Source organism: Pseudomonas sp. GW822-FHT02G04, from assembly GCF_058802085.1.
In genome coordinates this window covers 1-23,524 of record NZ_JBXANU010000032.1, presented here as the reverse complement: position 1 = coordinate 23,524, position 23,524 = coordinate 1, and the positions used below count along the sequence as shown (strand labels likewise).

The window sequence follows — 23,524 nt, the reverse complement described above, 5'->3', positions numbered from 1 at the left end:
GGGTAAATGTCATGACCGACGAATGGAAAGCACCCGCCAAGGCGAGCGCAGAGAGCGGTGACGAGAAAAGCTGGAAGTTGCTGGAAACGACTCTGCTGGCCAGCGTGCAGGAGCATCGCCGGTCCCGCCGCTGGGGGATTTTCTTCAAGCTGCTGACCTTTGCATATCTGTTGCTTGCGTTGTTCTTGTTCTCGCCGCTGATGGATGTGGAAAAAAGCGCCACTCGCGGTTCCGGTTACACGGCACTGATCGATATAACCGGCATGATCGCCGAGAAAGAGCCGGCCAGTGCTGACAATATCGTCGGCAGTCTGCGTAAAGCCTTCGAGGACAACAAGGTCAAGGGTGTGATCCTGCGGATCAACAGCCCGGGCGGCAGCCCGGTGCAGTCGGGTTATGTCTACGACGAGATCCGTCGTTTGCGTGGCCTGCATCCGGATACCAAGGTTTACGCGGTGATCTCGGATCTGGGGGCTTCCGGTGCCTATTACATTGCTAGCGCCGCAGATCAGATCTATGCCGACAAGGCGAGTCTGGTGGGCTCCATTGGTGTGACCGCGGCCGGTTACGGTTTTGTCGGCACCATGGAGAAGTTGGGTGTCGAGCGTCGTACCTATACCTCTGGCGAGCACAAATCATTCCTCGATCCGTTCCAGCCGCAGAAGCCTGAGGAAACTCAGTTCTGGCAGGGTGTGCTCGATACCACTCATCAGCAGTTCATCAGTAGCGTCAAGAAGGGGCGTGGCGATCGTCTCAAGGACAAAGAGCATCCGGAGCTGTTCTCCGGGCTGGTCTGGTCCGGTGAGCAGGCGCTGCCGCTGGGCTTGATTGATGGTCTGGGCAATGCCAGTTCGGTGGCGCGTGACGTGATTGGTGAGAAAGAGATGGTGGACTTTACTATCGAGGAGTCGCCGTTTGATCGCTTCTCGAAAAAGCTCGGTGCTAGCGTGGCTGAGCATTTGGCGATGTGGATGGGCTTTCAGGGGCCAGCATTGCGCTGATCGTTGGCTGCATAAGAAACCGGCCTGCTTGGCCGGTTTTTTTTGTGCGTGTGCAGTCGGTTCAGGGTATTTGCGCGCCTTCAGCCAGCAACATGTCGACCAGGCGAATCAGTGGCAGGCCGATCAGGCTGGTGGCGTCAGGGCCTTCGGTGCTTTGAAACAGGCTCACCCCCAATCCTTCAGCCTTGAAGCTGCCAGCGCAGTCGTAGGGCTGTTCCGCGTGCAGGTAGCGTTCGATGCGTGTTGCGTCGAGTTCGCGCATGTGCACGGTAAACGGCACGCAGTCGACCTGGCAGTGGCCGGTCTGACTGTTGAGCAATGCCAGGCCGGTGAGGAACGTCACGCTGGCACCGCTCGATGCCAGCAGTTGTTCGCGGGCCTTTTCGAAGTTGTGTGGCTTGCCGATAATTCGCCCGCCCAATACCGCGACCTGGTCCGAGCCGATGATCAGGTGGGCGGGGTGACTGGCGGCAAGTGCGCGGGCTTTTTCTTCGGCGAGGCGCTTTACCAGTTCGATGGCTGACTCGTCCGGGCGATGACTTTCGTCGATATCCGGCGAGCTGCAAGTAAACGGCAGCTGCAGGCGGGCCAACAATTCCCGGCGATAAACCGAGCTTGAAGCGAGTAATAAAGGCAGCATGCGCATCTCCAAAGGGCAAGGGGCGAATTCTAGCGCAGGCTCAAGTGACGGACAGGGCTGAATTTCCTTTGACATGGCTGGGGGCATCCCTATAATGCTGCGCCTATGTTGAATGACCCGATTCCACCTCACGTTGACCCGCGCAAATTGGCTGACCGTGGCACCACCCTTCAAGGTGAAATGCTGCTGGCCGATTTGGAGAGACTCTGCGACCCGCTTTCCGACAATGTCGGTACGGTGCAGGCTAAATTCGTTTTTGAACGAGATGAACGTAAGTCTGTGGTAATCCACAGCTTTATCGACACCGAAGTCAAAATGGTTTGCCAGCGTTGTCTTGAGCTGGTCACCCTGCCGATCCATAGCGAATGCAGTTATGCTGTGGTGAAGGAGGGTGCGAATACCCAGTCGTTGCCGAAAGGTTATGACGTGCTGGAACTGGGCGAAGATCCATTGGATCTGCAGTCACTGATCGAGGAGGAGCTTCTGCTCGCCTTGCCCATTGTGCCTGCTCATCATCCGGAAGAATGCCAGCAGCCGGCGGGAGCAGATGAGCCCGAACCGAGCGAGGACGAGGTAACGCGGTCCAACCCGTTCAGTGTATTGGCGCAGTTAAAGCGTGACCCAAACGTTTAGGAGTTAATCAATTATGGCTGTTCAGCAGAACAAAAAATCCCGCTCTGCCCGTGACATGCGTCGTTCGCACGATGCTCTCGAGGCTAGCACCCTGTCTGTAGAAAAAACCACCGGTGAAGTTCACCTGCGTCACCACGTATCGCCAGAAGGCGTATACCGTGGCCGTAAAGTGATCGACAAGGGCGCTGACGAGTAATCCTTGTCCGCTCAAGTCATCGCGATTGACGCAATGGGCGGGGACTTCGGTCCCCGCAGCATTGTTCAGGCCAGCCTTGCTTGTCTGTCAGCTACGCCCTCGCTGCACCTGACCCTTGTCGGTCAACCCTCCCTCCTTGAAGAATTGATCGCTGGCCAATCGGCTGTGGATCGCTCGCGCCTGTCGATTGTGCCGGCGTCCGAAGTCATCACCATGGACGAAAAGCCTGCCCAGGCCCTGCGCGGCAAGCCTGATTCGTCGATGCGCGTGGCGCTGGAGTTGTTGCGTGATGGCAAGGTCCAGGCGTGCGTCAGTGCCGGCAATACCGGTGCGCTGATGGCGTTGTCGCGGTTTGTGCTCAAAACCTTGCCGGGGATCGATCGGCCGGCCATGGTTGCCGCCATTCCGACCGAGAAAGGTTTCTGTCAGTTGCTCGATCTGGGCGCCAATGTCGATTGCAGTGCCGAGCATCTGTTGCAGTTTGCGGTGATGGGGTCTGTGGCGGCGCAAGCCTTGGGTGTCGTTCGTCCACGGGTCGCGTTGCTGAATATCGGCACCGAAGACATCAAGGGCAATCAGCAGGTCAAGCTGGCGGCGACCCTGCTGCAAAATGCGCGTGGCCTGAACTACATCGGGTTTGTCGAGGGCGATGGCTTGTACCGTGGCGAGGCGGATGTGGTGGTGTGTGACGGCTTTGTCGGTAATATCCTGCTCAAGTCCAGCGAAGGCCTGGCGACCATGATCGCCGGGCGCATCGAGGCTCAGTTCAAGAAAAATTTCGCGTCGAAACTGGTAGGCGCGTTGGCGCTGCCGCTGATGAAGCGCTTGCAGGCCGAGTTGGTGCCGGCACGCCATAACGGCGCAAGTTTCCTCGGTTTGCAGGGAATTGTCGTGAAAAGTCACGGTTCGGCGGGGGTTCAGGGCTTCCAGAGTGCGATTCAGCGCGCCTTGATCGAGATCCAGGAAAACTTGCCGGAGCGTCTCCACGGGCGCCTGGAAGATTTGTTGCCTTAGGCGTTTTCGTCAGACAATGCTTAAATGTGACCGCTCAGTTCAAAGAGCCATCCAACTGTCAGTTTCTTGCGTTCCCCTGGCGGGACGTCAATTCTCCGACGACAAGATCATTAGGGGCTTGTTACATGTCTGCTTCCCTCGCATTCGTCTTTCCAGGACAGGGTTCGCAGTCCCTCGGCATGCTGGCCGAGTTGGGCGCGCAACACCCGGTGGTCCTCGAAACATTCAAAGAAGCTTCCGATGCTCTGGGTTACGACCTGTGGGCGCTGACCCAGCAAGGGCCGGAAGAACAACTCAATCAAACCGATAAAACCCAACCGGCCATTCTGACCGCCTCGATCGCCTTGTGGCGTCTGTGGCTGGCTGAAGGCGGCGCGCGTCCGGCTTACGTTGCCGGTCACAGCCTGGGCGAATACAGCGCTCTGGTGGCTGCGGGCAGCCTGAGCCTGGGCGACGCGGTGAAGCTGGTAGAGCGTCGCGGTCAATTGATGCAGGAAGCCGTTCCGGCCGGGCAGGGCGGCATGGCCGCTATCCTCGGTCTGGACGATGCCGACGTGCTGGCAGCCTGCGCCGAAGCGGCGCAAGGTGAAGTGGTCAGCGCGGTCAACTTCAACTCGCCGGGCCAGGTAGTGATTGCCGGCGCCAAGGCTGCGGTCGAGCGCGCCATCGAAGGCTGCAAGGCGCGTGGTGCCAAGCGCGCCATGCCGTTGCCGGTCAGCGTGCCGTCCCACTGCGAGTTGATGCGTCCGGCCGCCGAGCGATTCGCCGAGTCGATCGCAGCGATCGACTGGCAGGCGCCGCAGATTCCGGTAGTGCAGAACGTCAGTGCCGATGTACCGGCCGATCTGGAAACCCTCAAGCGCGATCTGCTTGAACAGCTTTACAAGCCTGTACGCTGGGTCGAATCGGTCCAGGCACTGGCTGCCAAGGGTGCGACCCAACTGGTCGAGTGCGGTCCGGGCAAGGTCCTGGCCGGTCTGAACAAACGTTGCGCCGAAGGCGTGTCGACCTCTAACCTCAATACCCCAGATGCTTTCGCTGCCGCCCGTGCAGCGCTGGTCTGATCAAGGAGAAGCTTGCATGAGTCTGCAAGGTAAAGTTGCACTGGTCACCGGTGCCAGCCGTGGTATCGGCCAGGCTATCGCTCTGGAGCTGGGTCGTCAGGGTGCCATCGTTGTCGGCACCGCGACCTCCGCATCGGGTGCTGAGCGTATCGCCGCCACTCTGAAAGAAAACGGTATTCAGGGTACTGGGCTGGAACTCAATGTCACCAGCGACGAGTCCGTAGCGGCCGTGCTGGCGAGCATTCAGGAGCAGTTCGGTGCGCCGGCGATCCTGGTCAATAATGCCGGTATCACCCGCGATAACCTGATGATGCGCATGAAAGATGACGAATGGCATGACGTTGTCGACACCAACTTGAACAGTCTGTTCCGCCTGTCCAAGGGCGTTTTGCGCGGTATGACCAAAGCCCGTTGGGGACGAATTATCAGTATTGGCTCGGTTGTGGGTGCCATGGGCAACGCAGGCCAAGTAAACTACGCAGCCGCCAAGGCCGGTCTGGAAGGTTTCAGCCGTGCGCTGGCGCGTGAAGTCGGTTCGCGTTCGATTACGGTAAACTCGGTGGCCCCAGGGTTCATCGACACCGATATGACCCGCGAACTGCCCGAGGCGCAGCGTGAAGCCTTGCAGACGCAAATTCCGCTGGGTCGTCTGGGGCAAGCTCAAGAGATCGCGTCTGTGGTCGCTTTTCTTGCGTCCGACGGTGCGGCTTACGTTACTGGGGCTACAATCCCGGTGAACGGCGGGATGTACATGAGTTAAATGTGACGGATTGCTTCAAAAAAATGTCATACGAGCTGTCTAAAATCCGTTATAAAGCTGCAATCTATTTTATCGGCAGAGGGCCGCAGGGTTTGAGGAGTGAAGCTTTCAGTTGAAAAGCTGAAAAGTCTTTCTATACACTTACCCACTGGCCAGCTGCCTGAATTTGTCCATTAGGAGTGAAAACAAGGTATGAGCACCATCGAAGAGCGCGTCAAGAAAATCGTTGCTGAGCAACTGGGCGTTAAAGAAGAAGAAGTAGTCAACACCGCTTCCTTCGTTGAAGACCTGGGTGCCGACTCCCTTGACACCGTTGAGCTGGTGATGGCTCTGGAAGAGGAATTCGAGACCGAAATCCCTGACGAAGAAGCTGAAAAGATCACTACTGTACAAGCAGCAATCGACTACGTTACCAGCCATCAGGCGTAATAGTTTTTAGTCGTCGCTCGCTGTCATGGAAAAACCGCACTGCCATCATGGCGTGCGGTTTTTTCTTTAGGCCTTGTGCGAAGTCGTCATTTGAAAAAAGGAGAGTGCTGTGTCGCGTAGACGCGTCGTAGTCACCGGTATGGGTATGTTGTCGCCACTGGGCACGGATGTGCCGAGCAGCTGGCAGGGCATTCTGGCTGGCCGCAGTGGCATTGGTCTGATCGAACACACCGACCTTTCTGCCTATTCCACCCGTTTTGGCGGCTCGGTAAAGGGCTTCAATGTCGAGGAATACCTGTCGGTCAAGGAAGCCCGCAAACTCGACCTGTTCATTCAATACGGTCTGGCTGCAGGTTTTCAAGCCGTGCGTAACGCAGGTCTTGAGGTTACCGACGCCAATCGCGAGCGTATCGGCGTGGCCATGGGGTCGGGTATTGGCGGTCTGACCAATATCGAAGACACCAGCCGCACACTGCATGATTCCGGCCCACGACGGATTTCTCCGTTTTTCGTGCCTGGCTCGATCATCAATATGATTTCCGGTTTCCTGTCCATTCACTTGGGTGCACAGGGACCTAACTACGCCATCGCCACGGCGTGTACCACCGGTACGCACTGCATCGGCATGGCGGCACGTAACATCATGTACGACGAAGCCGACGTAATGATCGCCGGTGGCGCCGAGATGGCCGCGTGTGGTCTGGGCATGGGCGGCTTTGGTGCCTCCCGCGCACTGTCGACCCGCAACGATGAGCCGACCCGCGCCAGCCGTCCATGGGACAAGGGTCGTGATGGCTTCGTGCTGTCCGACGGTGCCGGCGCACTGGTTCTCGAAGAGCTGGAGCACGCCAAGGCCCGTGGCGCGACCATTTACGCCGAGCTGATCGGTTTTGGCACCAGTGGCGATGCCTACCACATGACCTCGCCACCGGCCGATGGCGCGGGTGCTGCGCGTTGCATCACCAATGCCTTGCGCGATGCGAAGATCAATGGCGATCAGGTTCAGTACATCAACGCCCACGGCACCTCGACCTCAGCCGGCGATCTCGCCGAAGCGTGTGCGATCAAATCCGTGTTCGGCGATCACGCCTACAAACTGGCTGTCAGTTCGACCAAGTCCATGACCGGTCACCTGCTGGGTGCGGCAGGCGCGGTCGAGGCGATTTTCAGCGTACTGGCCATCAACAGTCAGGTAGCCCCGCCGACCATCAACCTCGATGAGCCGGACGAAGGCTGCGACCTCGACTTCGTACCCCACACCGCGCGCGGTATGGATATCGATGTGGTGCTGTCCAACTCCTTCGGATTTGGCGGTACCAATGGCTCGCTGGTGTTCCGCCGGTTCGCTGACTGATGGACAGCTGGGTCGACGGTCAACCGGCTGACGCTTTGTCGCTGAAAGATCGCGGCCTGGCTTACGGCGATGGTCTGTTCGAGACCATCGTCGTCAAGGGCGGGCAGCCGTTGTTGCTGGATCGACATTTGTCGCGTCTGGCCGAAGGCTGTTCGCGCCTGGCGATTACCACTGATCATGATTTGATCCGCGCGGAGCTGCTGGCCTATGCCACCGCTCTGGGCGAGGGCGTGCTCAAACTCATCCTCACCCGCGGCGACAGCCTGCGCGGTTACGCCCCCGATCCCTCGGCCCAGGCCCGGCGCATTCTGCAAGGCAATCCTCCCGCTGCCTATCCGGCTGCGCATGCAAAGCAGGGCGTGCGCCTGTTCCCTTGTACGACACGGCTTTCCAGGCAGCCCTTGCTCGCCGGCCTCAAGCACCTGAATCGTCTGGAGCAGGTTATCGCCCGTTCCGAGTGGCAGGACACCGAGCATGCCGAAGGGTTGATGCTGGATCAGGCCGGGCGGGTGATCGAAGGTGTGTTCAGTAATCTGTTCCTGGTGCGCGATGGCGTGCTGGTGACCGCCGATCTCAAACGTTGTGGCGTGGCAGGCGTGATGCGTGCCGAATTATTGTTTCAAGCCGAGTCATTGGGGATCCCCACACAAATCACCGACATTACCCTCGAACAGCTGCAATGGGCTGATGAGGTCTTTGTCTGCAACAGCGTTTATGGCGTTTGGCCGGTGCGCGCCTATGCCGCACTGAGCTGGCCGGTTGGGCCGCTCACCCGTAAACTCCAAACCATTGCCCGTGCGCTACTGGATGCTTGATTCGTGAGACGTAAATTATTGCTGCTGCTGGAAACCGGACTGGTTCTGGCGGGGCTGTTGGCGGGCGCTTGCGCCTGGAAAATCCATTCGGCGCTGGAACAGCCGCTGAATATCGCCCAGGAACAGCTGTTGGAAGTGCCCAAAGGCACTACGCCGAACCGCACTTTCATTCGACTTGAAGCCGATGGCGTCATCAAGGACGCTTTCTGGCTGCGCGTGTACTGGCGCTTCAACCTGGCGGGTCAACCGCTGCACAGTGGCGAATACCGCATGGTTCCCGGCATGACAGTCGAAGGGCTGATCGACCTGTGGAAGCGCGGGGAAATGGTTCAGTACAGCCTGACGCTGGTCGAAGGCTGGAATTTCCATCAGGTTCGCGCCGCCCTGGCCAAGGATGAAAAACTCGAACAGACCCTTAATGGATTAAGCGACAGCCAGGTAATGGACAAGCTCGGGCACGGCGGGATTTTCCCGGAAGGGCGCTTCTTCCCCGACACGTACCGTTTCGTGCGTGGCATGACCGACGTCGATCTGCTCAAGAAAGCTTACGACCGCCTCGACGAAGTCCTCGCCAAGGAATGGAGCCAGCGTGCTGCCGACGTGCCCTATACCGAACCCTATCAGGCGCTGATCATGGCCTCGCTGGTGGAAAAGGAAACCGGTGTGCCGCAGGAGCGCGGGCAAATCGCCGGCGTGTTCGTGCGGCGCATGGAGATGGGCATGTTGCTGCAGACCGATCCGACGGTGATCTACGGTTTGGGCGATCGCTATAACGGCAAGTTGACCCGCGCCCACCTCAAGGAGCCGACGCCGTATAACACTTACCTGATCGCTGGCCTGCCGCCGACACCGATTGCGATGGTCGGCCGCGAGGCGATCCATGCGGCGTTGAATCCGGCGGACGGCAACAGCCTGTATTTTGTTGCGCGCGGTGATGGCAGTCACGTGTTCTCCGATGATCTGGACGCCCATAACAATGCGGTGCGGGAGTTCCAGCTCAATCGCCGTGCCGATTACCGTTCCAGCCCGGCACCGACTACCGCGCCGCAGGCGGAGGATGCCCAGGCGCCAATCCCGGCGGCTTCACCCGATACGGCGGCCGAAGACGTGCCACAAGTAGCGCCGCAAGACTCTGCACAAGAGTCTGCGCCAGCGCCCGCGCCGCAAAGCCCGCAATGACTCTGATTAAGGACTGCCTGTGACTGGCTTGTTTATTACCCTGGAAGGCCCGGAAGGTGCCGGCAAGAGCACCAATCGCGAATACCTGGCCGAGCGTCTGCGCGCAGCCGGGATCGAGGTGGTGTTGACCCGGGAGCCGGGCGGCACGCCCCTGGCCGAGCGAATCCGCGACGTGCTGTTGGCGCCGGTCGATGAGGTCATGAACCCCGACACCGAGCTGCTGTTGGTGTTCGCCGCGCGGGCCCAGCACCTGGCTGAGGTGATCCGCCCGGCGCTGGCCCGTGGCGCGGTGGTTTTGTGTGATCGTTTTACCGATTCGACCTATGCCTATCAGGGCGGTGGTCGCGGTTTGTCGCTGGAGCGCATCGCGACCCTCGAAACGTTTGTCCAGGGCGATCTGCGCCCGGACTTGACGCTGATCTTCGATCTGCCGGTGGAAGTGGGCCTGGCCCGCGCCAGTGCCCGCGGTCGCCTGGACCGCTTCGAGCTTGAAGGCCGCACGTTCTTCGATGCCGTGCGCAGTGCCTTCCTCGAGCGCGCCAAAGCGGATCCTGCGCGTTATGTCCTGGTGGATGCCGCTCAACCGCTGGCGCAGGTTCAGCAGTCTCTGGATGCCTTGTTGCCACGCTTGCTGGAGTTGACCCGTGGCTGAAGCCTATCCATGGCAGGACAGTCTCTGGCAGCAATTGGCTGGTCGTGCCCAGCATGCCCATGCCTATTTGCTGCATGGCCCGGCCGGGATCGGCAAGCGGGCGCTGGCCGAGCGATTGATGGCCAGTTTGTTGTGCCAGCGTCCGACCGCCCAGGGCGCCTGCGGTGAGTGCAAATCCTGTTTGCTGCTGAAGGCCGGTAGTCATCCCGACAACTACATTCTGGAGCCGGAAGAAGCGGACAAGGCGATCAAGGTCGATCAGGTGCGTGACCTGGTCAGCTTCGTGGTTCAGACCTCGCAGATGGGCGGTCGCAAAGTGGTGCTGATCGAGCCGGTCGAGTCGATGAATATCAACGCCGCCAACGCCTTGCTCAAAAGCCTTGAAGAGCCGTCCGGCGACACCGTGCTGCTGCTGGTCAGCCACCAGACCAGTCGTCTGCTGCCGACCATCAAGAGCCGTTGCGTACAGCAGGCCTGTCCATTGCCGAGCGAAGCCATGAGCCTGGCGTGGCTGGCCAAGACGTTGCCGGACTGCTCGGAAGACGAGCGCATTGAACTGCTGACCCTTGCTGCCGGTTCGCCGTTGGCCGCGGTCAAGTTGCAGGCCCAGGGCGTGCGTGAACAGCGGGCGCTGGTGGTCGAGAGTGTGAAGAAGTTGCTCAAGCAGCAGCAATCGCCGACGCAACTGGCCGAGGAATGGAAAGCCATTCCGATGTTGCTGCTGTTCGACTGGTTCTGTGACTGGTCGAGCCTGATCCTGCGGTATCAGTTGACTCAGGATGAAGCAGGGCTGGGATTGGCGGACATGCGCAAGGTGATTCAATACCTGGCGCAAAAAGCCGCTCAGGATAAAGTCCTGAATATCCAGGACTGGATTCTCGCCCAGCGGCAGAAAGTGATGAGCAAGGCCAACCTCAATCCGGCGCTGTTGCTGGAGGCACTGTTGGTGCAATGGGTATCCTTGCCTGCCCAGAGGTGACTTTGAGTATCCTGTCTCGCAAATACTGTTCCTTTTTGACGGCGTCTGTTGCCGTCATGCTGCGTTGCCGCTCCTCGCCATAGCGGGCTATGACTCGTCGCGGCGCCTTGCTTGACGACAACAGACACTCGTCAAAAAAGGAACGTATTTGTGAGGCAGGACACTAAACTCTGATCATCAGACAGTGGAGGTCAGCATGAACGAACCCATCAGTCCGGGGCCGCGCAATGGCATTTTATCCTTGACCATCAAGGACAGGTCCGTGCTCTACGCGGCCTACATGCCATTCATCGAGAACGGTGGCTTGTTTATCCCGACCAACAAGAGCTACAAGTTGGGCGATGAAGTCTTCATGCTGCTGCACCTGATGGACGAACCGGAAAAGATCCCGGTCGCCGGCAAGGTCACCTGGATTACCCCTAAAGGTGCCCAAGGCAACCGCGCCGCTGGAGTCGGCGTGCAATTCAACGAAGGCGATGACACCGCGCGCAGTCGAATCGAAACCCATCTGGCCGGAGCCCTGAAGTCCGACCGTCCCACTCATACGATGTAAGTTGCAGCCCTTTTATGCTTGTAGATTCCCATTGCCACCTTGATCGCCTCGACCTCACCGCCCACGACGGCTCCCTGGATGCCGCGCTCGACGCGGCCCGTCAGAGGGGAGTAGGGCACTTTCTGTGCATTGGCGTCAGCGTCGACAACGCCGCCGACGTCAAAGCCCTGGCCGAACGCTACGACGATGTCGATTGTTCGGTCGGCGTGCATCCGCTGGACGTGCAGCCGGGTGCCGCACCGGCGCTGGATTGGCTGTTGCGCGAACTCAATCATCCGCGGGTGGTGGCGATCGGTGAAACCGGCCTGGATTACCACTACGAACCGGAAGCGGCAGAGTTGCAGCAGGAGTCGTTCCGCCTGCACCTGCAAGCGGCGCAACAGACCGGCAAACCGGTCATCATCCACACCCGTGGCGCCCGGGCCGACACCCTCGAGCTGCTGCGCGAGGCGGCGCTGCCCCAAGCAGGCGTGCTGCATTGCTTCACCGAAGACTGGGAGATGGCCAAGGCCGCGCTGGATATGGGTTATTACATTTCCTTGTCCGGTATTGTCACTTTTCGCAATGCCGATGCCTTGCGCGATGTGGCCAGCAAGGTGCCGGCCGACCGGTTGCTGGTGGAAACCGACTCGCCGTACCTGGCGCCGATCCCGTATCGCGGCAAACCGAACCTGCCGCAGTACGTGCGTGAGGTAGCGGAATTTCTGGCAATGTTGCGAGGCGAGCCCTACGAGCGATTTGCCGAGCAGACTACCGAGAATTTCAAGCGGTTATTTCCGTTGGCGCACGTCAGGGCATCGGCGTAGCGTTGGAAAAAGTCGCAACCTGTGGCGGGCTTTGCTCTCAAATTGCAGGCAAAAAAAACCCGGGTTCTGGGGGGTGAATCCGGGTTAAGACCATTAGGAGTAAAACAAAGGCACGCAATCCTTTGGTACCTTCATCGGCGCGACACTTGGGGGAGATGCCTCGCCGACAGTTGAAGTATTGATCAGTATCGCGCCGAGTCCAGTTTGGTTGGTCGGGTTTTTAAACAAATTTGGAATACGTGCGCTTCGGTTGAGTTCTCATCAACCGGCGAGGTAGCGTGAATTCATCAAGAAACACATATATGGTCGGATGATCCGTGCATTTTGGCGTAAGTTAGGCATAATACGCGGCTTCGAATTTTGACCCCTACAGACCTTTTCTTATGCATAAAGAACCTCGTAAGGTCCGTGAGTTTCGTCGCCGCGAGCAAGAAATTCTCGATACCGCGCTCAAGCTGTTCCTCGAACAAGGTGAAGACAGTGTCACCGTCGAGATGATTGCTGATGCCGTAGGTATCGGCAAAGGCACGATCTACAAGCACTTCAAATCCAAGGCGGAGATCTACCTGCGCCTGATGCTCGATTACGAGCGCGATTTGAACGAGCTGTTGCATTCCGCCGATGTCGATAAGGACAAGGAAGCCCTGTCCCGGGCCTACTTCGAATTCCGCATGCGCGATCCGCAACGCTATCGGTTGTTCGATCGCCTGGAAGAAAAGGTGGTCAAGGGCAATCAGGTGCCGGAGATGGTCGAGGAGCTGCACAAAATCCGCGCCTCGAACTTCGAACGCCTGACCCTGCTGATCAAGGGCCGAATCAGCGAAGGCAAGCTCGAAGACGTGCCGCCTTACTTCCATTACTGCGCAGCCTGGGCGCTGGTGCACGGCGCCGTGGCGCTGTATCACTCGCCGTTCTGGAGCAATGTGCTGGAAGATCAGGAAGGTTTCTTCCAGTTCCTGATGGACATCGGCGTGCGCATGGGCAACAAGCGCAAGCGCGATACCGACACTCCGAGCAGCTGAGCCATCCAGTTGTCTAATTGCGCCATGAGCCATGATTTAGCTACGTGGCGCAGTACCGCAGGAATATACTCAGGCATAGGGCTTGCTAAAACTTGATTTGTGAGTCAAGTTTTGCGCGTTCGAATCTTCTTTCGCCGGAGTGATCCATGATCGTTGACCGTCAAGGCAGGCGTTTTCGCAATTTGCGGATCAGTCTGACCTCCGCCTGCAACTACGCCTGTACCTACTGCGTGCCCAACGGCAAGCGACTGGTGGCTGCGCAGGATGAGTTGTCGGCCGAGGCGATGGCACGCGGCGTGGCCTATCTGATTGAAGCGGCGGGCATCGAGCGCTTGCGCATTACCGGTGGCGAGCCACTGGTCAGCCCCAAACTCGAAGCCTTCATGACCGCCGTCGGGCAGATGGGCCTGGCGGACATCAGCCTGACCACCAATGGCCAACTGTTGGCGAAGAAGCTGCCGCTGCTGGTGGATGCCGGCATTCGGCGCATCAACGTTTCCCTCGATACCCTGGACGCCGGCGCTTTCCGCAGCATTGCCCGCGGCGGCGATCTGGCGACCGTGCTCGACGGCATGGCCCAGGCCGCGGCAGCCGGCATGAAGATCAAGGTCAATATGGTGCCGCTGCGTGGGCAGAACCTCGATCAGGTGATGCCACTGCTCGATTACTGCCTGGAGCGCGGCTACGAGCTGCGCTTCATCGAGTTGATGCGCATGGGCCACCTGGCCAGCGATTCCAACGCCTTCCTGCAACAGTTCGTCAGCCTGCAGCAGTTGCTGAGCCTGATCGGTGAACACTACGAATACCTTCAGGCCGACGCGCCGGTCGATGCCACGGCGGTGCGCTACGAGATTCCGGGGCAGGGCCACTTTGGCGTGATCGCCAACGAAAGCGTCCCGTTCTGCCGTACCTGCTCGCGTCTGCGCTTGTCGTCCACTGGCTGGCTGCATGGCTGCCTGTCGTCGAGCAATCGCCACTATGTCGGCGATCTGCTGGACAAACCTCGTCACCAGGCATTGCCGGCGTTGCAGCGACTGCTGGTGAAGGCTCTGGGGGACAAGCAGGAAGTGGCGTTCTCCGGTGGCGCGACCATCATGAAAATCATCGGCGGCTGATCGGGCCTTGCGGTGAAGGGCGCTTGCTGTGGCGAGGGAGCTTGCTCCCGCTGGGGCGCGAAGCGGCCCTAAAATTATCAAACGCCCCGCGTTCCCTGGAGCTTACGACCGCTGCGCAGCCGAACGGGAGCAAGCTCCATCGCCACAGGTCTGTATTTTCAGCCTGAAAATGCACATAACCTGAGCTGGCGCGGAAGCTGCATCCCATGGCCATTCGCCGGTTTTCCGTCACCGGCTTCTGGAGGGATAGGATGCGTAGCCTGGTTTTGCTGCTGGCCGTTTTGGCGCTTGGCGGCTGCATGAATGTCAGCGATATGGCCGAAGGGACTCGCTACCACATGAGCGACGCGGGGCTGCTGGACCACAGCGACAGCCGTCGCGTGAATAACATCCGCATTCAGCCGGACTCCTTCATCTACATCGCCCAAGGCGCCTTCGCGCCGCCGGGCACTGCCTATCCGCGACCTAACGTGGTGGCCGAAGAAGCCTTCAACGGCTTTATCGAATATTTCCCGATGGTCCGCCGCGCCCGCGCGCCGGAAGGCCTCGACGCCGCCATGGGTGAAGCCCGTACCGCCGGTGCTCACTACCTGCTCTATACACGTTTTGCCAAGGCCGACGACCGCATCGGCAACACGGACGAATTGATCGACCAGGAACGCTCGGATCGCCTCGGGATCGACAGTGGCGTCATTCAGATCATGTTGATCGAGACCAGCACCCAGTATTTGATTGATACTGCACGTATCAAAAGTCGTGGCGGTTTACTGACGTTCCACGATAACAAGCCAGAAGATCTGCTGGGCCCGCCGCTGGAGCAATACGCTCGTAGCCTGTTGGGGCTCAGCGACCAGTAATTCAAAGGAGAACGCCATGAGTGGCCCGCAAAAAGCCAACGACCTGTTGGGGCAAATCCCCAAAACCAAGGGCTTGCCGCCGGTCCACTTGTGGAACCCCGACTTCTGCGGCGACATCGACATGCGCATCGCCCGCGACGGCACCTGGTATTACCTGGGCACGCCGATCGGGCGCAAGCCGATGGTCAAGCTGTTCTCCACCATCATTCGCCGCGACGGCGATGATTACTTTCTGATTACTCCAGTCGAAAAGGTCGGCATCAAGGTCGACGACGCACCGTTCGTGGCAATTGCCGTGGAGGTCGAAGGCGAGGGTGAGGCTCAGGTCTTGCGCTTTACCACCAACGTCGACGAAACGGCCGATGCCGGCGCCGAGCACCCGATGCGCGTGGTGATCGACCCGGTGACTCAGGAACCGGCGCCGTATGTGCATGTACGCAGCAACCTTGAAGCGCTGATTCACCGCAATGTGTTCTACCAATTGGTGGAGCTGGCGGTGAGCTGTGAGATTGACGGCCAGAGCTGGCTCGGCGTCTGGAGCGGTGGCGAGTTCTTCCCGATCGGGCTTGAGCCGTAACGCGCTGAGCGCTGGAAACCAAACGGCCCGTTATTGCAACGGGCCGTTTTTTTATGGGCTTACAAACCCTTGCTCTTGAGCCGGGCGGCATGTTCAAGGTAGAGCATGACCGGGCTCACGTTCCAGCTGTTGATCCCGGCCATCTGATTGACTGCGTCGAAATGGTCCATGGGGTAATCCGAGCGGATCACTTTGCCCAGGTGCGAGCTGTAGCGGCCAACCAGCCCATCGTTGGCGTGCTTCTCTTTATAAAATAACTGCGACAGCACTTTACAGTTCAAATGGGTCGGGTCGAGGAGTTGCAGGCTTTGAAAGTTCTGCACGATCCCGCTCCAGGAGTAGTAATGCACGCCGTTTTCAATTTCTTTGCCTTCACCACCCCAAACCTTTGGCAGCCCTTGCGGGTATTTGCGGTTGAAGGCGGCCAGGCCTGCGCTGGTCAGCGATTCGAACGCCGCTTGAGGGTCGACGGGGTTTTCCGGGTGGCCGCTGATCAACGAAATGAAGGTGCCGACTGCGCCCAACAGGGCCAGTACCAACGCTTCGGGCAACTCTCCGGGTGTCAGCGCCTTGTGCAATTGGTCGGCAATCTCGGAGCCGTGATTGGGGCAACTGACCGAGGTGACCGAGGCGACCTTTTCCGGGTGCAGGGCTGCGACGTAGCGTGCGGCCAGCGGGCCTTGGCTATGGCCGATCAGATTGACCTTGGCGGCTCCCGTTTCCCGCAAAATACGGTCAACGTGTTCAAGCAGTTTTTCACCGCGTTCTTCATTGCCGTTAACGGTTGGAATATTCACGGCAAACACTTGGGCGCCAGCACGCTCCAAGGCTTCCTCGATTTCGAAGAAGTACGGATAACCGGCGATTCTGTCAAAGCCGAAAAGACCGTGAACCAACACAATGGGGTATTTCGTAGACGCATCCATGTCCATGTTCATACCTATTGGATTCTAGTGAGACTGCTTGATTTGTTGCGGGCTAACCGTAGTTGACAAAGCGAGTGGGTTCAAAGTGCTTGGGCGGGATTCTGACGAACTGTCATGCCTGTATTTATTGGGCTTCTGAAAATCCATTTGACAGCCAATCGTATGATGATTAGCGTGAGTATCCATCGCGAACGGCTTTTGTGTCGTTTCGCTTTTTGTCACCGGGGCGATGAGGTACCCATGTCCAGCAGTTTTCACGCGTCGACGGTTGATTGGCTAGGGTGCTGGATTGCCGCTGGCCAGGTGAAACCCGGTCAAACCATCAAGGTTGAAGCTGACCTGGGCGAGCAGCTTGGGGTCAGCCGTACGGTTATCCGTGAAGCGATCAAGACCCTGGTCGCCAAAGGCATGCTCGAAGTCGGGCCGAAGGTCGGCACGCGGGTGTTGCCGGTACGGCGCTGGAACCTCTTCGATCCGCAAGTCGTCGGCTGGTTGTCGCGCAACGGTTTGCCGGAAAACTTCGTCGATGACCTGCTCGACCTGCGCCGGACCATCGAACCGATGGCGGTGCGTTGGGCCTGCGAGCGCGCAACAGTGGAACAAGTGCAAGCGGTGCTTCAGGCCTACAACGCGCTGGAACGAGCGGTGGACAGCGGAGTTGATTACAACCGCGCCGACCAGTTCTTCCACGAATGCATCCTCGCCGCCAGCCACAATCAATTCATCGAACAAATGGTCCCGGCCCTCGGCGCGCTGCTGGCGGTGTCTTTCGAAGTGTCTGCCGCTGACCCGGATGAACTGCGCCGTACCTTGCCGATTCACAAAGACATGGCCGACGCCATCGCCGCCCGGGATGCCGCGCGGGGTGTGTGGGCCTGCATGACTCTGATCGATAACGCCGACCTGGCTATCAAGCGCTTCTACCCCCAAGTCATGGCCGACAAGAAGGCTAGCTAACAATAAAGAACCCTGTAGGAGCGAGGCTTGCCCGCGAAGAATGCACCGCGATTTTTCAGGTATTACGCGTCATCGTTCTTCGCGGGCAAGCCACGCTCCTACAGGTCTACGGTGCAAACAAAAGGAGGTTTCATGACGTGGACTGCGGTTACAGGACACCGTGCGCGACTCGGTGAAGGCCCGTTCTGGGATGCACCGACCCAGGCACTGTATTGGGTTGATATCGCCGGCCAACAGGCGCTGCGACTGATCGGCGCCAATGTGGAAATCTGGCAGATGCCGGAACACGTGTCCGCGTTCATCCCCTGCGAAAGCGGCGATGCCCTGGTGACATTGAGCAGTGGGGTTTATCGGCTGGACTTGAACTCTCCCGGCCTGGAACCTCGGCTGACTTTGCTCTGCGTGGCCGATCCACAACCCGGCAACCGCGCCAACGAAGCCCGCTGCGATGCCTTGGGCCGGCTCTGGCTGGGCACCATGCAAAACAACATCGGTGAGCAGGGCGAAGATTTGCCCATCGTGCGCCGCTCCGGTGGCCTGTTTCGCATCGACCGCGATGCTCGGGTCACGCCGCTGCTGCGAGGGCTGGGCATCCCCAACACGTTGCTGTGGAGCGATGACGGCACGACCCTGTATTTCGCCGACAGCCTCGACGGCACGTTGTACCAACATTTCATCCATACCGACGGCAACCTCGACACCGCCTGCGTCTGGTTTGGCCCCCACGAACGGGGTGGCCCCGACGGCTCGGCGATGGATGCCGAGGGCTATATCTGGAACGCCCGCTGGGACGGCAGTTGCCTGCTCAGGCTGACCCCGGACGGTCATGTCGATCGGGTGATCGAACTGCCTGTCAGTCGCCCCACCAGTTGCGTGTTTGGTGGCGAAGACTTCAAAACCCTGTACATCACCAGTGCGGCGAGCCCGCTCAACCATCCATTGGATGGCGCGTTGTTGTCGGTTCGAGTCGATGTGCCCGGAAAGTCTTGTCAGAGGTTTGCGGGCTAAATCCCAAAATATGGGATGTAAAATTATATATTGAGATTTGTTGGTGGCCAGGTTTATAGTCGGCCCCATCAGTTACACGCACTCACACTTAAAAAAACAAAACAGGTGAAGTGATGCAGCGATATTCCACCGTCCTCCCTTGGGGCGACAGTGCTTCAGGCCGCCCCGGCGCCCGGGCGTTGTCGCGCCTGCCTGCCTATTCCAAAAAGCCTTTTGACCGGACATCGACAGATGTCTGGTTTTCGTCGTGTCTTAAAACAGGAGTGTTGATCCATGGCTGAGCCCCTTTCCTTGCCACCGGTGCCCGAACCGCCCAAGGGTGAGCGCCTGAAAAACAAGGTCGTGCTGTTGACCGGCGCCGCTCAGGGGATCGGCGAAGCGATTGTCGCGACCTTTGCATCCCAGCAGGCCAAGCTGATCATCAGCGATATCCAGGCCGAGAAAGTCGAAAAGGTCGCGGCGCATTGGCGTGAACAAGGCGCGGATGTCGTGGCGATCAAGGCCGACGTATCGCGCCAGCAAGACCTGCACGCCATGGCCAAGTTGGCCATCGAGCTTCACGGCCGCATCGACGTGCTGGTCAACTGCGCCGGGGTCAACGTGTTCCGCGATCCGCTGCAAATGACTGAAGAAGACTGGCGTCGCTGCTTCGCCATCGACCTGGACGGCGCCTGGTATGGCTGCAAAGCCGTGTTGCCGCAGATGATCGAGCAGGGCATCGGCAGCATCATCAACATCGCCTCGACCCATTCCTCTCACATCATTCCCGGCTGCTTCCCGTACCCGGTGGCCAAGCATGGTTTGCTCGGGCTGACCCGCGCCTTGGGCATCGAATACGCCCCCAAGGGCATTCGGGTCAACGCTATCGCGCCGGGCTACATCGAAACCCAACTGAACGTCGATTACTGGAACGGTTTTGCCGACCCCCAGGCCGAACGTCAGCGCGCCTTCGATCTGCATCCACCGCGACGCATCGGTCAGCCGATTGAAGTGGCGATGACCGCCGTGTTCCTGGCCAGCGATGAGGCGCCATTCATCAACGCTTCGTGCATCACCATCGATGGTGGTCGTTCGGTCATGTACCACGACTGAATAACTTGGGTTTCAGACGCAAAACTACGTCTGAAATTCAATCATCATACGATATGACTATTGGCTACATGCTTCGACCGCTGTATTGGCTTTCAACTAACGCTCAAAAAAAATAACAAGGAGTCAGCTTATGAAACGTCGTCGTGGGATCCGTTCCCTGTGCTGTGCCGCTTTGGCGGTCACCGCGGTCAGCCTGAGCAGTACGTTGCTGGCGGCCGAGGAAGTGAAGATCGGTTTTCTGGTCAAGCAAGCCGAAGAGCCCTGGTTCCAGACCGAGTGGGCATTCGCCGAAAAGGCCGGCAAGGACAAGGGCTTCACCGTCATCAAGATCGCTGTGCCTGATGGCGAGAAAACCCTCTCGGCCATCGACAGCCTGGCGGCGAACGGCGCCAAGGGCTTCGTGATCTGTCCGCCGGACGTATCCCTGGGCCCTGCGATCATGGCCAAGGCCAAGCTCAATGGTTTGAAAGTGATCGCTGTCGATGACCGTTTCGTCGATGCCGGCGGCAAGTTCATGGAGGACGTGCCGTACCTCGGCATGGCGGCCTTCGAAGTCGGCCAGAAGCAAGGCGCCGCGATGGCTGCCGAAGCGAAGAAACGCGGCTGGGACTGGAAACAAACCTATGCGGTGATCAACACCTTCAACGAACTCGACACCGGCAAGAAACGCACTGACGGTTCGGTTAAAGCCCTGGAAGACGCCGGGATGCCGAAAGACCACATTCTGTTCTCGGCCCTGAAAACCCTTGACGTACCGGGCAGCATGGACGCCACCAACTCGGCGCTGGTGAAACTGCCGGGTGCGGCGAAAAACCTGATCATCGGCGGGATGAACGACAACACCGTGCTGGGCGGCGTGCGCGCCACCGAAAGCGCCGGTTTTGCTGCGGCTAACGTAATCGGCATCGGCATCAACGGCACCGATGCCATCGGCGAATTGAAGAAAGCCAACAGCGGCTTCTTCGGCTCGATGCTGCCGAGCCCGCACATCGAGGGCTACAACACCGCCAGCATGATGCACGAGTGGGTCACCACCGGCAAAGAGCCGCCGAAATACACCGCCATGGACGACGTGACGCTGATCACGCGCGACAACTTCAAGCAGGAACTGGAAAAGATCGGCCTGTGGAATTGAGGGGCGGTTGATTTCATTGGCGGCCCCGGCGACGGGGCCGCCTGATCGGTGTGATGAGGTGGGTTATGCACGCACACGTACAAACAGATGAACAGCGCATTGGCGGCAGCCTGCGCTTCAACGGGATCGGCAAAACCTTTCCCGGGGTGAAGGCGCTGGACGGCATCAGTTTCGTCGCGCATCCGGGGCAGGTTCATGCCTTGATGGGCGAGAACGGCGCCGGTAAATCCACGTTGCTGAAAATCCTCGGCGGTGCTTACACGCCGAGCAGCGGTGACCTGCGGATCGGCGAACAGACGAGGGTCTTCAAATCCACTGCCGACAGCATTGGCAGCGGGGTTGCGGTGATCCATCAGGAGCTGCACCTGGTGCCGGAAATGACTGTGGCCGAGAACCTGTTTCTCGGGCATCTGCCGGCGAATTTCGGCCTGATCAATCGCAGCGTTTTGCGGCAACAGGCACTGGCCTGCCTCAAAGGCCTGGCCGATGAAATCGATCCGCAAGAGAAAGTCGGGCGCTTGTCCCTCGGCCAGCGGCAACTGGTGGAAATCGCCAAGGCGTTGTCCCGTGGCGCGCATGTGATTGCGTTCGACGAACCCACCAGCAGCCTGTCGGCGCGGGAGATCGATCGCTTGATGGCGATCATCGGTCGCTTACGGGACGAAGGCAAAGTGGTGCTTTACGTTTCCCATCGCATGGAAGAAGTGTTCCGCATCTGCAATGCGGTGACGGTGTTCAAGGACGGTCGCTTCGTGCGCACCTTCGAGGACATGAGCGCGCTGAGCCATGACCAGTTGGTGACGTGCATGGTCGGTCGCGACATTCAGGATATCTACGATTACCGCAGCCGCCCGCGTGGCGCGGTGGCGCTCAAGGTTGACGGTTTACTGGGGCCGGGTTTGCGTGAACCGGTGAGTTTCGAGGTGCACAAGGGCGAGATTCTGGGTCTGTTCGGCCTGGTTGGTGCGGGTCGCACCGAGCTGCTGCGCATGCTCAGCGGACTTACCCGCAACACGGCCGGACGCCTGGAATTGCGTGGCCATGAACTGAAGTTGCGTTCACCGCGCGATGCCATTGCGGCGGGGATTCTGCTGTGCCCCGAGGACCGCAAGAAGGAGGGCATCCTGCCGCTGGCCAGCGTCGCCGAGAACATCAACATCAGCGCCCGCGGTGCTCATTCCACCTTCGGGTGCCTGCTGCGCGGGCTGTGGGAAAAGGGCAACGCCGACAAGCAGATCAAGGCGCTGAAGGTGAAGACGCCCAACGCGGCGCAGAAAATCATGTACCTGTCCGGCGGCAATCAGCAGAAGGCGATTCTCGGTCGCTGGCTGTCGATGCCGATGAAAATCCTGCTGCTCGATGAGCCCACCCGTGGCATCGACATCGGCGCTAAAGCCGAGATCTACCAGATCATTCATAACCTGGCCGCCAGCGGCATCGCGGTGATTGTGGTGTCCAGCGACCTGATGGAAGTCATGGGCATTTCCGACCGCATCCTGGTGCTCTGCGAAGGCACGATGCGCGGCGAACTGACTCGCGAACAAGCCAATGAATCCAACCTGCTGCAACTGGCTTTGCCACGCCAACGCGCTGCCGACGTGGCGAACTGAGAGGTGACTATGACCATCCAAAACAATGCTCTGCCAACCCCGCGCAAACCGCTGGACCTACGACGCTTTCTCGATGACTGGGTAATGCTGTTGGCGGCCGTCGGGATCTTCGTGCTCTGCACCTTGCTGATCGACAACTTCCTGTCGCCGCTGAACATGCGCGGTCTGGGCCTGGCGATTTCCACCACCGGAATTGCCGCCTGCACCATGTTGTATTGCCTGGCGTCGGGGCACTTCGACTTGTCGGTGGGCTCGGTGATTGCCTGTGCCGGCGTGGTCGCGGCGGTGGTGATGCGCGACACCAACAGCGTGTTCCTTGGCGTCAGTGCGGCGCTGGTGATGGGGCTGATTGTCGGGCTGATCAACGGGATCGTGATCGCCAAGCTGCGGGTCAATGCGTTGATCACCACGCTGGCGACCATGCAGATCGTTCGTGGCCTGGCTTACATTTTTGCCAACGGCAAAGCGGTGGGCGTTTCCCAGGAGTCGTTCTTCGTCTTCGGTAACGGCCAGTTATTCGGTGTGCCGGTGCCGATTCTGATCACCATCGTTTGCTTCCTGTTTTTCGGCTGGCTGCTGAATTACACCACCTACGGGCGCAACACCATGGCCATCGGCGGCAATCAGGAAGCGGCGTTGCTGGCCGGGGTCAACGTTGACCGGACCAAGATCATCATCTTCGCCGTGCACGGGGTGATTGGTGCATTGGCCGGGGTGATTCTGGCGTCGCGCATGACCTCGGGTCAGCCGATGATTGGCCAGGGTTTCGAGCTGACAGTGATCTCGGCTTGCGTGTTGGGCGGGGTGTCGCTGAGCGGCGGGATCGGGATGATTCGGCATGTGATCGCCGGGGTGCTGATTCTGGCGATCATCGAGAATGCGATGAATCTGAAGAACATCGATACCTTCTACCAGTACGTGATTCGCGGTTCGATCCTGTTGCTGGCGGTTGTGATCGACCGACTGAAGCAACGCTGACGCCCCCCCTTCACCGATCGTTCCTACGCTCTGCGTGGGGGAACGCAGCCCGGGACGCTCCGCCTCCCAGAAGCGGACGCAGAGCGTCCAATGAGGCATTCCCACGCGGAGCATCACTAGTGTCCGGTAAAACCTTTTCAGAGCTGAAGGCTGCCTTGGGCAGCCTTCAGCT

General features: G+C 59.2%; 26 protein-coding genes. 24 read left to right on the top strand and 2 right to left on the bottom strand.

From position 1 onward, the window contains the following. Nucleotides 1-11: 11 nt before the first annotated feature. Nucleotides 12-1,001, top strand: coding sequence for a signal peptide peptidase SppA (gene sppA / locus AC1RO5_RS27295; protein WP_493178705.1), 990 nt, complete (start codon nucleotides 12-14; stop codon nucleotides 999-1,001). Nucleotides 1,002-1,062: 61 nt separating this feature from the next. On the opposite strand, the gene AC1RO5_RS27290 is transcribed toward sppA, so the two are convergent. Beyond that, nucleotides 1,063-1,641, bottom strand: a complete 579-nt coding sequence (locus AC1RO5_RS27290; RefSeq protein WP_493178703.1) for a Maf family protein — start codon at nucleotides 1,639-1,641, stop codon at nucleotides 1,063-1,065. Between the two features lie 105 nt (nucleotides 1,642-1,746). On the opposite strand from AC1RO5_RS27290, the gene AC1RO5_RS27285 reads away from it, so the two are divergent. The 17 genes from AC1RO5_RS27285 to AC1RO5_RS27205 all read left to right on the top strand — a co-directional run bounded on the left by AC1RO5_RS27285 (nucleotide 1,747) and on the right by AC1RO5_RS27205 (nucleotide 15,646). Then, nucleotides 1,747-2,274 (top strand): YceD family protein, encoded by a 528-nt coding sequence (locus tag AC1RO5_RS27285; protein ID WP_007942001.1) that lies wholly within the window; start codon nucleotides 1,747-1,749, stop codon nucleotides 2,272-2,274. Nucleotides 2,275-2,287: 13 nt separating this feature from the next. Next, the gene (gene rpmF / locus AC1RO5_RS27280) at nucleotides 2,288-2,470 is read left to right on the top strand and encodes a 50S ribosomal protein L32 (RefSeq protein WP_003179396.1); all 183 of its coding nucleotides are present in this window, start codon (nucleotides 2,288-2,290) and stop codon (nucleotides 2,468-2,470) included. 3 nt (nucleotides 2,471-2,473) lie between these two features. Further along, complete coding sequence (plsX, locus tag AC1RO5_RS27275; RefSeq protein ID WP_493178702.1) at nucleotides 2,474-3,484, top strand: phosphate acyltransferase PlsX; 1,011 nt, start codon at nucleotides 2,474-2,476, stop codon at nucleotides 3,482-3,484. Nucleotides 3,485-3,609: 125 nt separating this feature from the next. Next, the gene (gene fabD, locus AC1RO5_RS27270; RefSeq protein ID WP_007942003.1) at nucleotides 3,610-4,548 is read left to right on the top strand and encodes an ACP S-malonyltransferase; all 939 of its coding nucleotides are present in this window, start codon (nucleotides 3,610-3,612) and stop codon (nucleotides 4,546-4,548) included. Nucleotides 4,549-4,564: 16 nt separating this feature from the next. Further along, a complete protein-coding gene (fabG, locus tag AC1RO5_RS27265; protein ID WP_007942004.1) occupies nucleotides 4,565-5,308 on the top strand; it encodes a 3-oxoacyl-ACP reductase FabG in 744 nt (247 codons plus the stop codon). 192 nt (nucleotides 5,309-5,500) lie between these two features. After that, nucleotides 5,501-5,737 (top strand): acyl carrier protein, encoded by a 237-nt coding sequence (gene acpP / locus AC1RO5_RS27260; protein ID WP_003175607.1) that lies wholly within the window; start codon nucleotides 5,501-5,503, stop codon nucleotides 5,735-5,737. Between the two features lie 109 nt (nucleotides 5,738-5,846). Continuing rightward, on the top strand, nucleotides 5,847-7,091 hold the full coding sequence (fabF, locus tag AC1RO5_RS27255; RefSeq protein WP_007942005.1) for a beta-ketoacyl-ACP synthase II: 1,245 nt from the start codon (nucleotides 5,847-5,849) through the stop codon (nucleotides 7,089-7,091). Next, the gene (pabC, locus tag AC1RO5_RS27250; protein ID WP_493178701.1) at nucleotides 7,091-7,906 is read left to right on the top strand and encodes an aminodeoxychorismate lyase; all 816 of its coding nucleotides are present in this window, start codon (nucleotides 7,091-7,093) and stop codon (nucleotides 7,904-7,906) included. The genes fabF and pabC overlap by 1 nt, the downstream gene beginning before the upstream one ends. Before the next feature lie 3 nt (nucleotides 7,907-7,909). Then, a complete protein-coding gene (gene mltG, locus AC1RO5_RS27245; protein WP_493178699.1) occupies nucleotides 7,910-9,085 on the top strand; it encodes an endolytic transglycosylase MltG in 1,176 nt (391 codons plus the stop codon). A gap of 19 nt (nucleotides 9,086-9,104) precedes the next feature. Continuing rightward, the gene (tmk, locus tag AC1RO5_RS27240; RefSeq protein ID WP_007942008.1) at nucleotides 9,105-9,737 is read left to right on the top strand and encodes a dTMP kinase; all 633 of its coding nucleotides are present in this window, start codon (nucleotides 9,105-9,107) and stop codon (nucleotides 9,735-9,737) included. Beyond that, nucleotides 9,730-10,716: a DNA polymerase III subunit delta' gene (locus AC1RO5_RS27235; protein ID WP_493178697.1), complete on the top strand. Its 987-nt coding sequence runs from the start codon at nucleotides 9,730-9,732 to the stop codon at nucleotides 10,714-10,716. Before tmk ends, AC1RO5_RS27235 begins: the two co-directional genes overlap by 8 nt. A gap of 196 nt (nucleotides 10,717-10,912) precedes the next feature. After that, on the top strand, nucleotides 10,913-11,269 hold the full coding sequence (locus tag AC1RO5_RS27230; protein WP_493178696.1) for a PilZ domain-containing protein: 357 nt from the start codon (nucleotides 10,913-10,915) through the stop codon (nucleotides 11,267-11,269). Nucleotides 11,270-11,283: 14 nt separating this feature from the next. Beyond that, nucleotides 11,284-12,075, top strand: coding sequence for a TatD family hydrolase (locus AC1RO5_RS27225; protein ID WP_493178695.1), 792 nt, complete (start codon nucleotides 11,284-11,286; stop codon nucleotides 12,073-12,075). Nucleotides 12,076-12,458: 383 nt separating this feature from the next. Further along, nucleotides 12,459-13,097 carry a TetR/AcrR family transcriptional regulator gene (locus AC1RO5_RS27220; protein ID WP_007942012.1) on the top strand — a complete coding sequence of 213 codons (639 nt, stop codon included), beginning with the start codon at nucleotides 12,459-12,461 and terminating at the stop codon, nucleotides 13,095-13,097. 146 nt (nucleotides 13,098-13,243) lie between these two features. Continuing rightward, entirely contained in the window at nucleotides 13,244-14,212 is a 969-nt protein-coding gene (locus AC1RO5_RS27215) for a GTP 3',8-cyclase MoaA (RefSeq protein WP_018926212.1), read from the top strand. A 251-nt stretch (nucleotides 14,213-14,463) separates the two neighbouring features. Then, the gene (locus AC1RO5_RS27210; protein ID WP_493178693.1) at nucleotides 14,464-15,069 is read left to right on the top strand and encodes a DUF4823 domain-containing protein; all 606 of its coding nucleotides are present in this window, start codon (nucleotides 14,464-14,466) and stop codon (nucleotides 15,067-15,069) included. Between the two features lie 16 nt (nucleotides 15,070-15,085). Continuing rightward, the gene (locus AC1RO5_RS27205) at nucleotides 15,086-15,646 is read left to right on the top strand and encodes a DUF1285 domain-containing protein (protein WP_493178691.1); all 561 of its coding nucleotides are present in this window, start codon (nucleotides 15,086-15,088) and stop codon (nucleotides 15,644-15,646) included. 59 nt (nucleotides 15,647-15,705) lie between these two features. Here AC1RO5_RS27205 and AC1RO5_RS27200 read toward each other — a convergent pair whose 3' ends face one another. Further along, nucleotides 15,706-16,578, bottom strand: a complete 873-nt coding sequence (locus tag AC1RO5_RS27200) for an esterase/lipase family protein (RefSeq protein WP_493178763.1) — start codon at nucleotides 16,576-16,578, stop codon at nucleotides 15,706-15,708. A gap of 234 nt (nucleotides 16,579-16,812) precedes the next feature. On the opposite strand from AC1RO5_RS27200, the gene AC1RO5_RS27195 reads away from it, so the two are divergent. The 6 genes from AC1RO5_RS27195 to araH all read left to right on the top strand — a co-directional run bounded on the left by AC1RO5_RS27195 (nucleotide 16,813) and on the right by araH (nucleotide 23,352). Next, nucleotides 16,813-17,529 carry a FadR/GntR family transcriptional regulator gene (locus AC1RO5_RS27195; RefSeq protein ID WP_493178689.1) on the top strand — a complete coding sequence of 239 codons (717 nt, stop codon included), beginning with the start codon at nucleotides 16,813-16,815 and terminating at the stop codon, nucleotides 17,527-17,529. A gap of 132 nt (nucleotides 17,530-17,661) precedes the next feature. Continuing rightward, entirely contained in the window at nucleotides 17,662-18,537 is an 876-nt protein-coding gene (locus tag AC1RO5_RS27190) for an SMP-30/gluconolactonase/LRE family protein (protein WP_493178688.1), read from the top strand. A gap of 273 nt (nucleotides 18,538-18,810) precedes the next feature. Continuing rightward, nucleotides 18,811-19,629 (top strand): SDR family oxidoreductase, encoded by an 819-nt coding sequence (locus AC1RO5_RS27185; RefSeq protein WP_493178687.1) that lies wholly within the window; start codon nucleotides 18,811-18,813, stop codon nucleotides 19,627-19,629. A 130-nt stretch (nucleotides 19,630-19,759) separates the two neighbouring features. Beyond that, nucleotides 19,760-20,764 carry a substrate-binding domain-containing protein gene (locus AC1RO5_RS27180; protein ID WP_493178686.1) on the top strand — a complete coding sequence of 335 codons (1,005 nt, stop codon included), beginning with the start codon at nucleotides 19,760-19,762 and terminating at the stop codon, nucleotides 20,762-20,764. A 65-nt stretch (nucleotides 20,765-20,829) separates the two neighbouring features. Next, nucleotides 20,830-22,374, top strand: a complete 1,545-nt coding sequence (araG, locus tag AC1RO5_RS27175) for an L-arabinose ABC transporter ATP-binding protein AraG (protein ID WP_493178684.1) — start codon at nucleotides 20,830-20,832, stop codon at nucleotides 22,372-22,374. A 9-nt stretch (nucleotides 22,375-22,383) separates the two neighbouring features. Continuing rightward, nucleotides 22,384-23,352, top strand: a complete 969-nt coding sequence (gene araH / locus AC1RO5_RS27170; protein WP_018926203.1) for an L-arabinose ABC transporter permease AraH — start codon at nucleotides 22,384-22,386, stop codon at nucleotides 23,350-23,352. The last annotated feature ends 172 nt before the right edge of the window (nucleotides 23,353-23,524 follow it).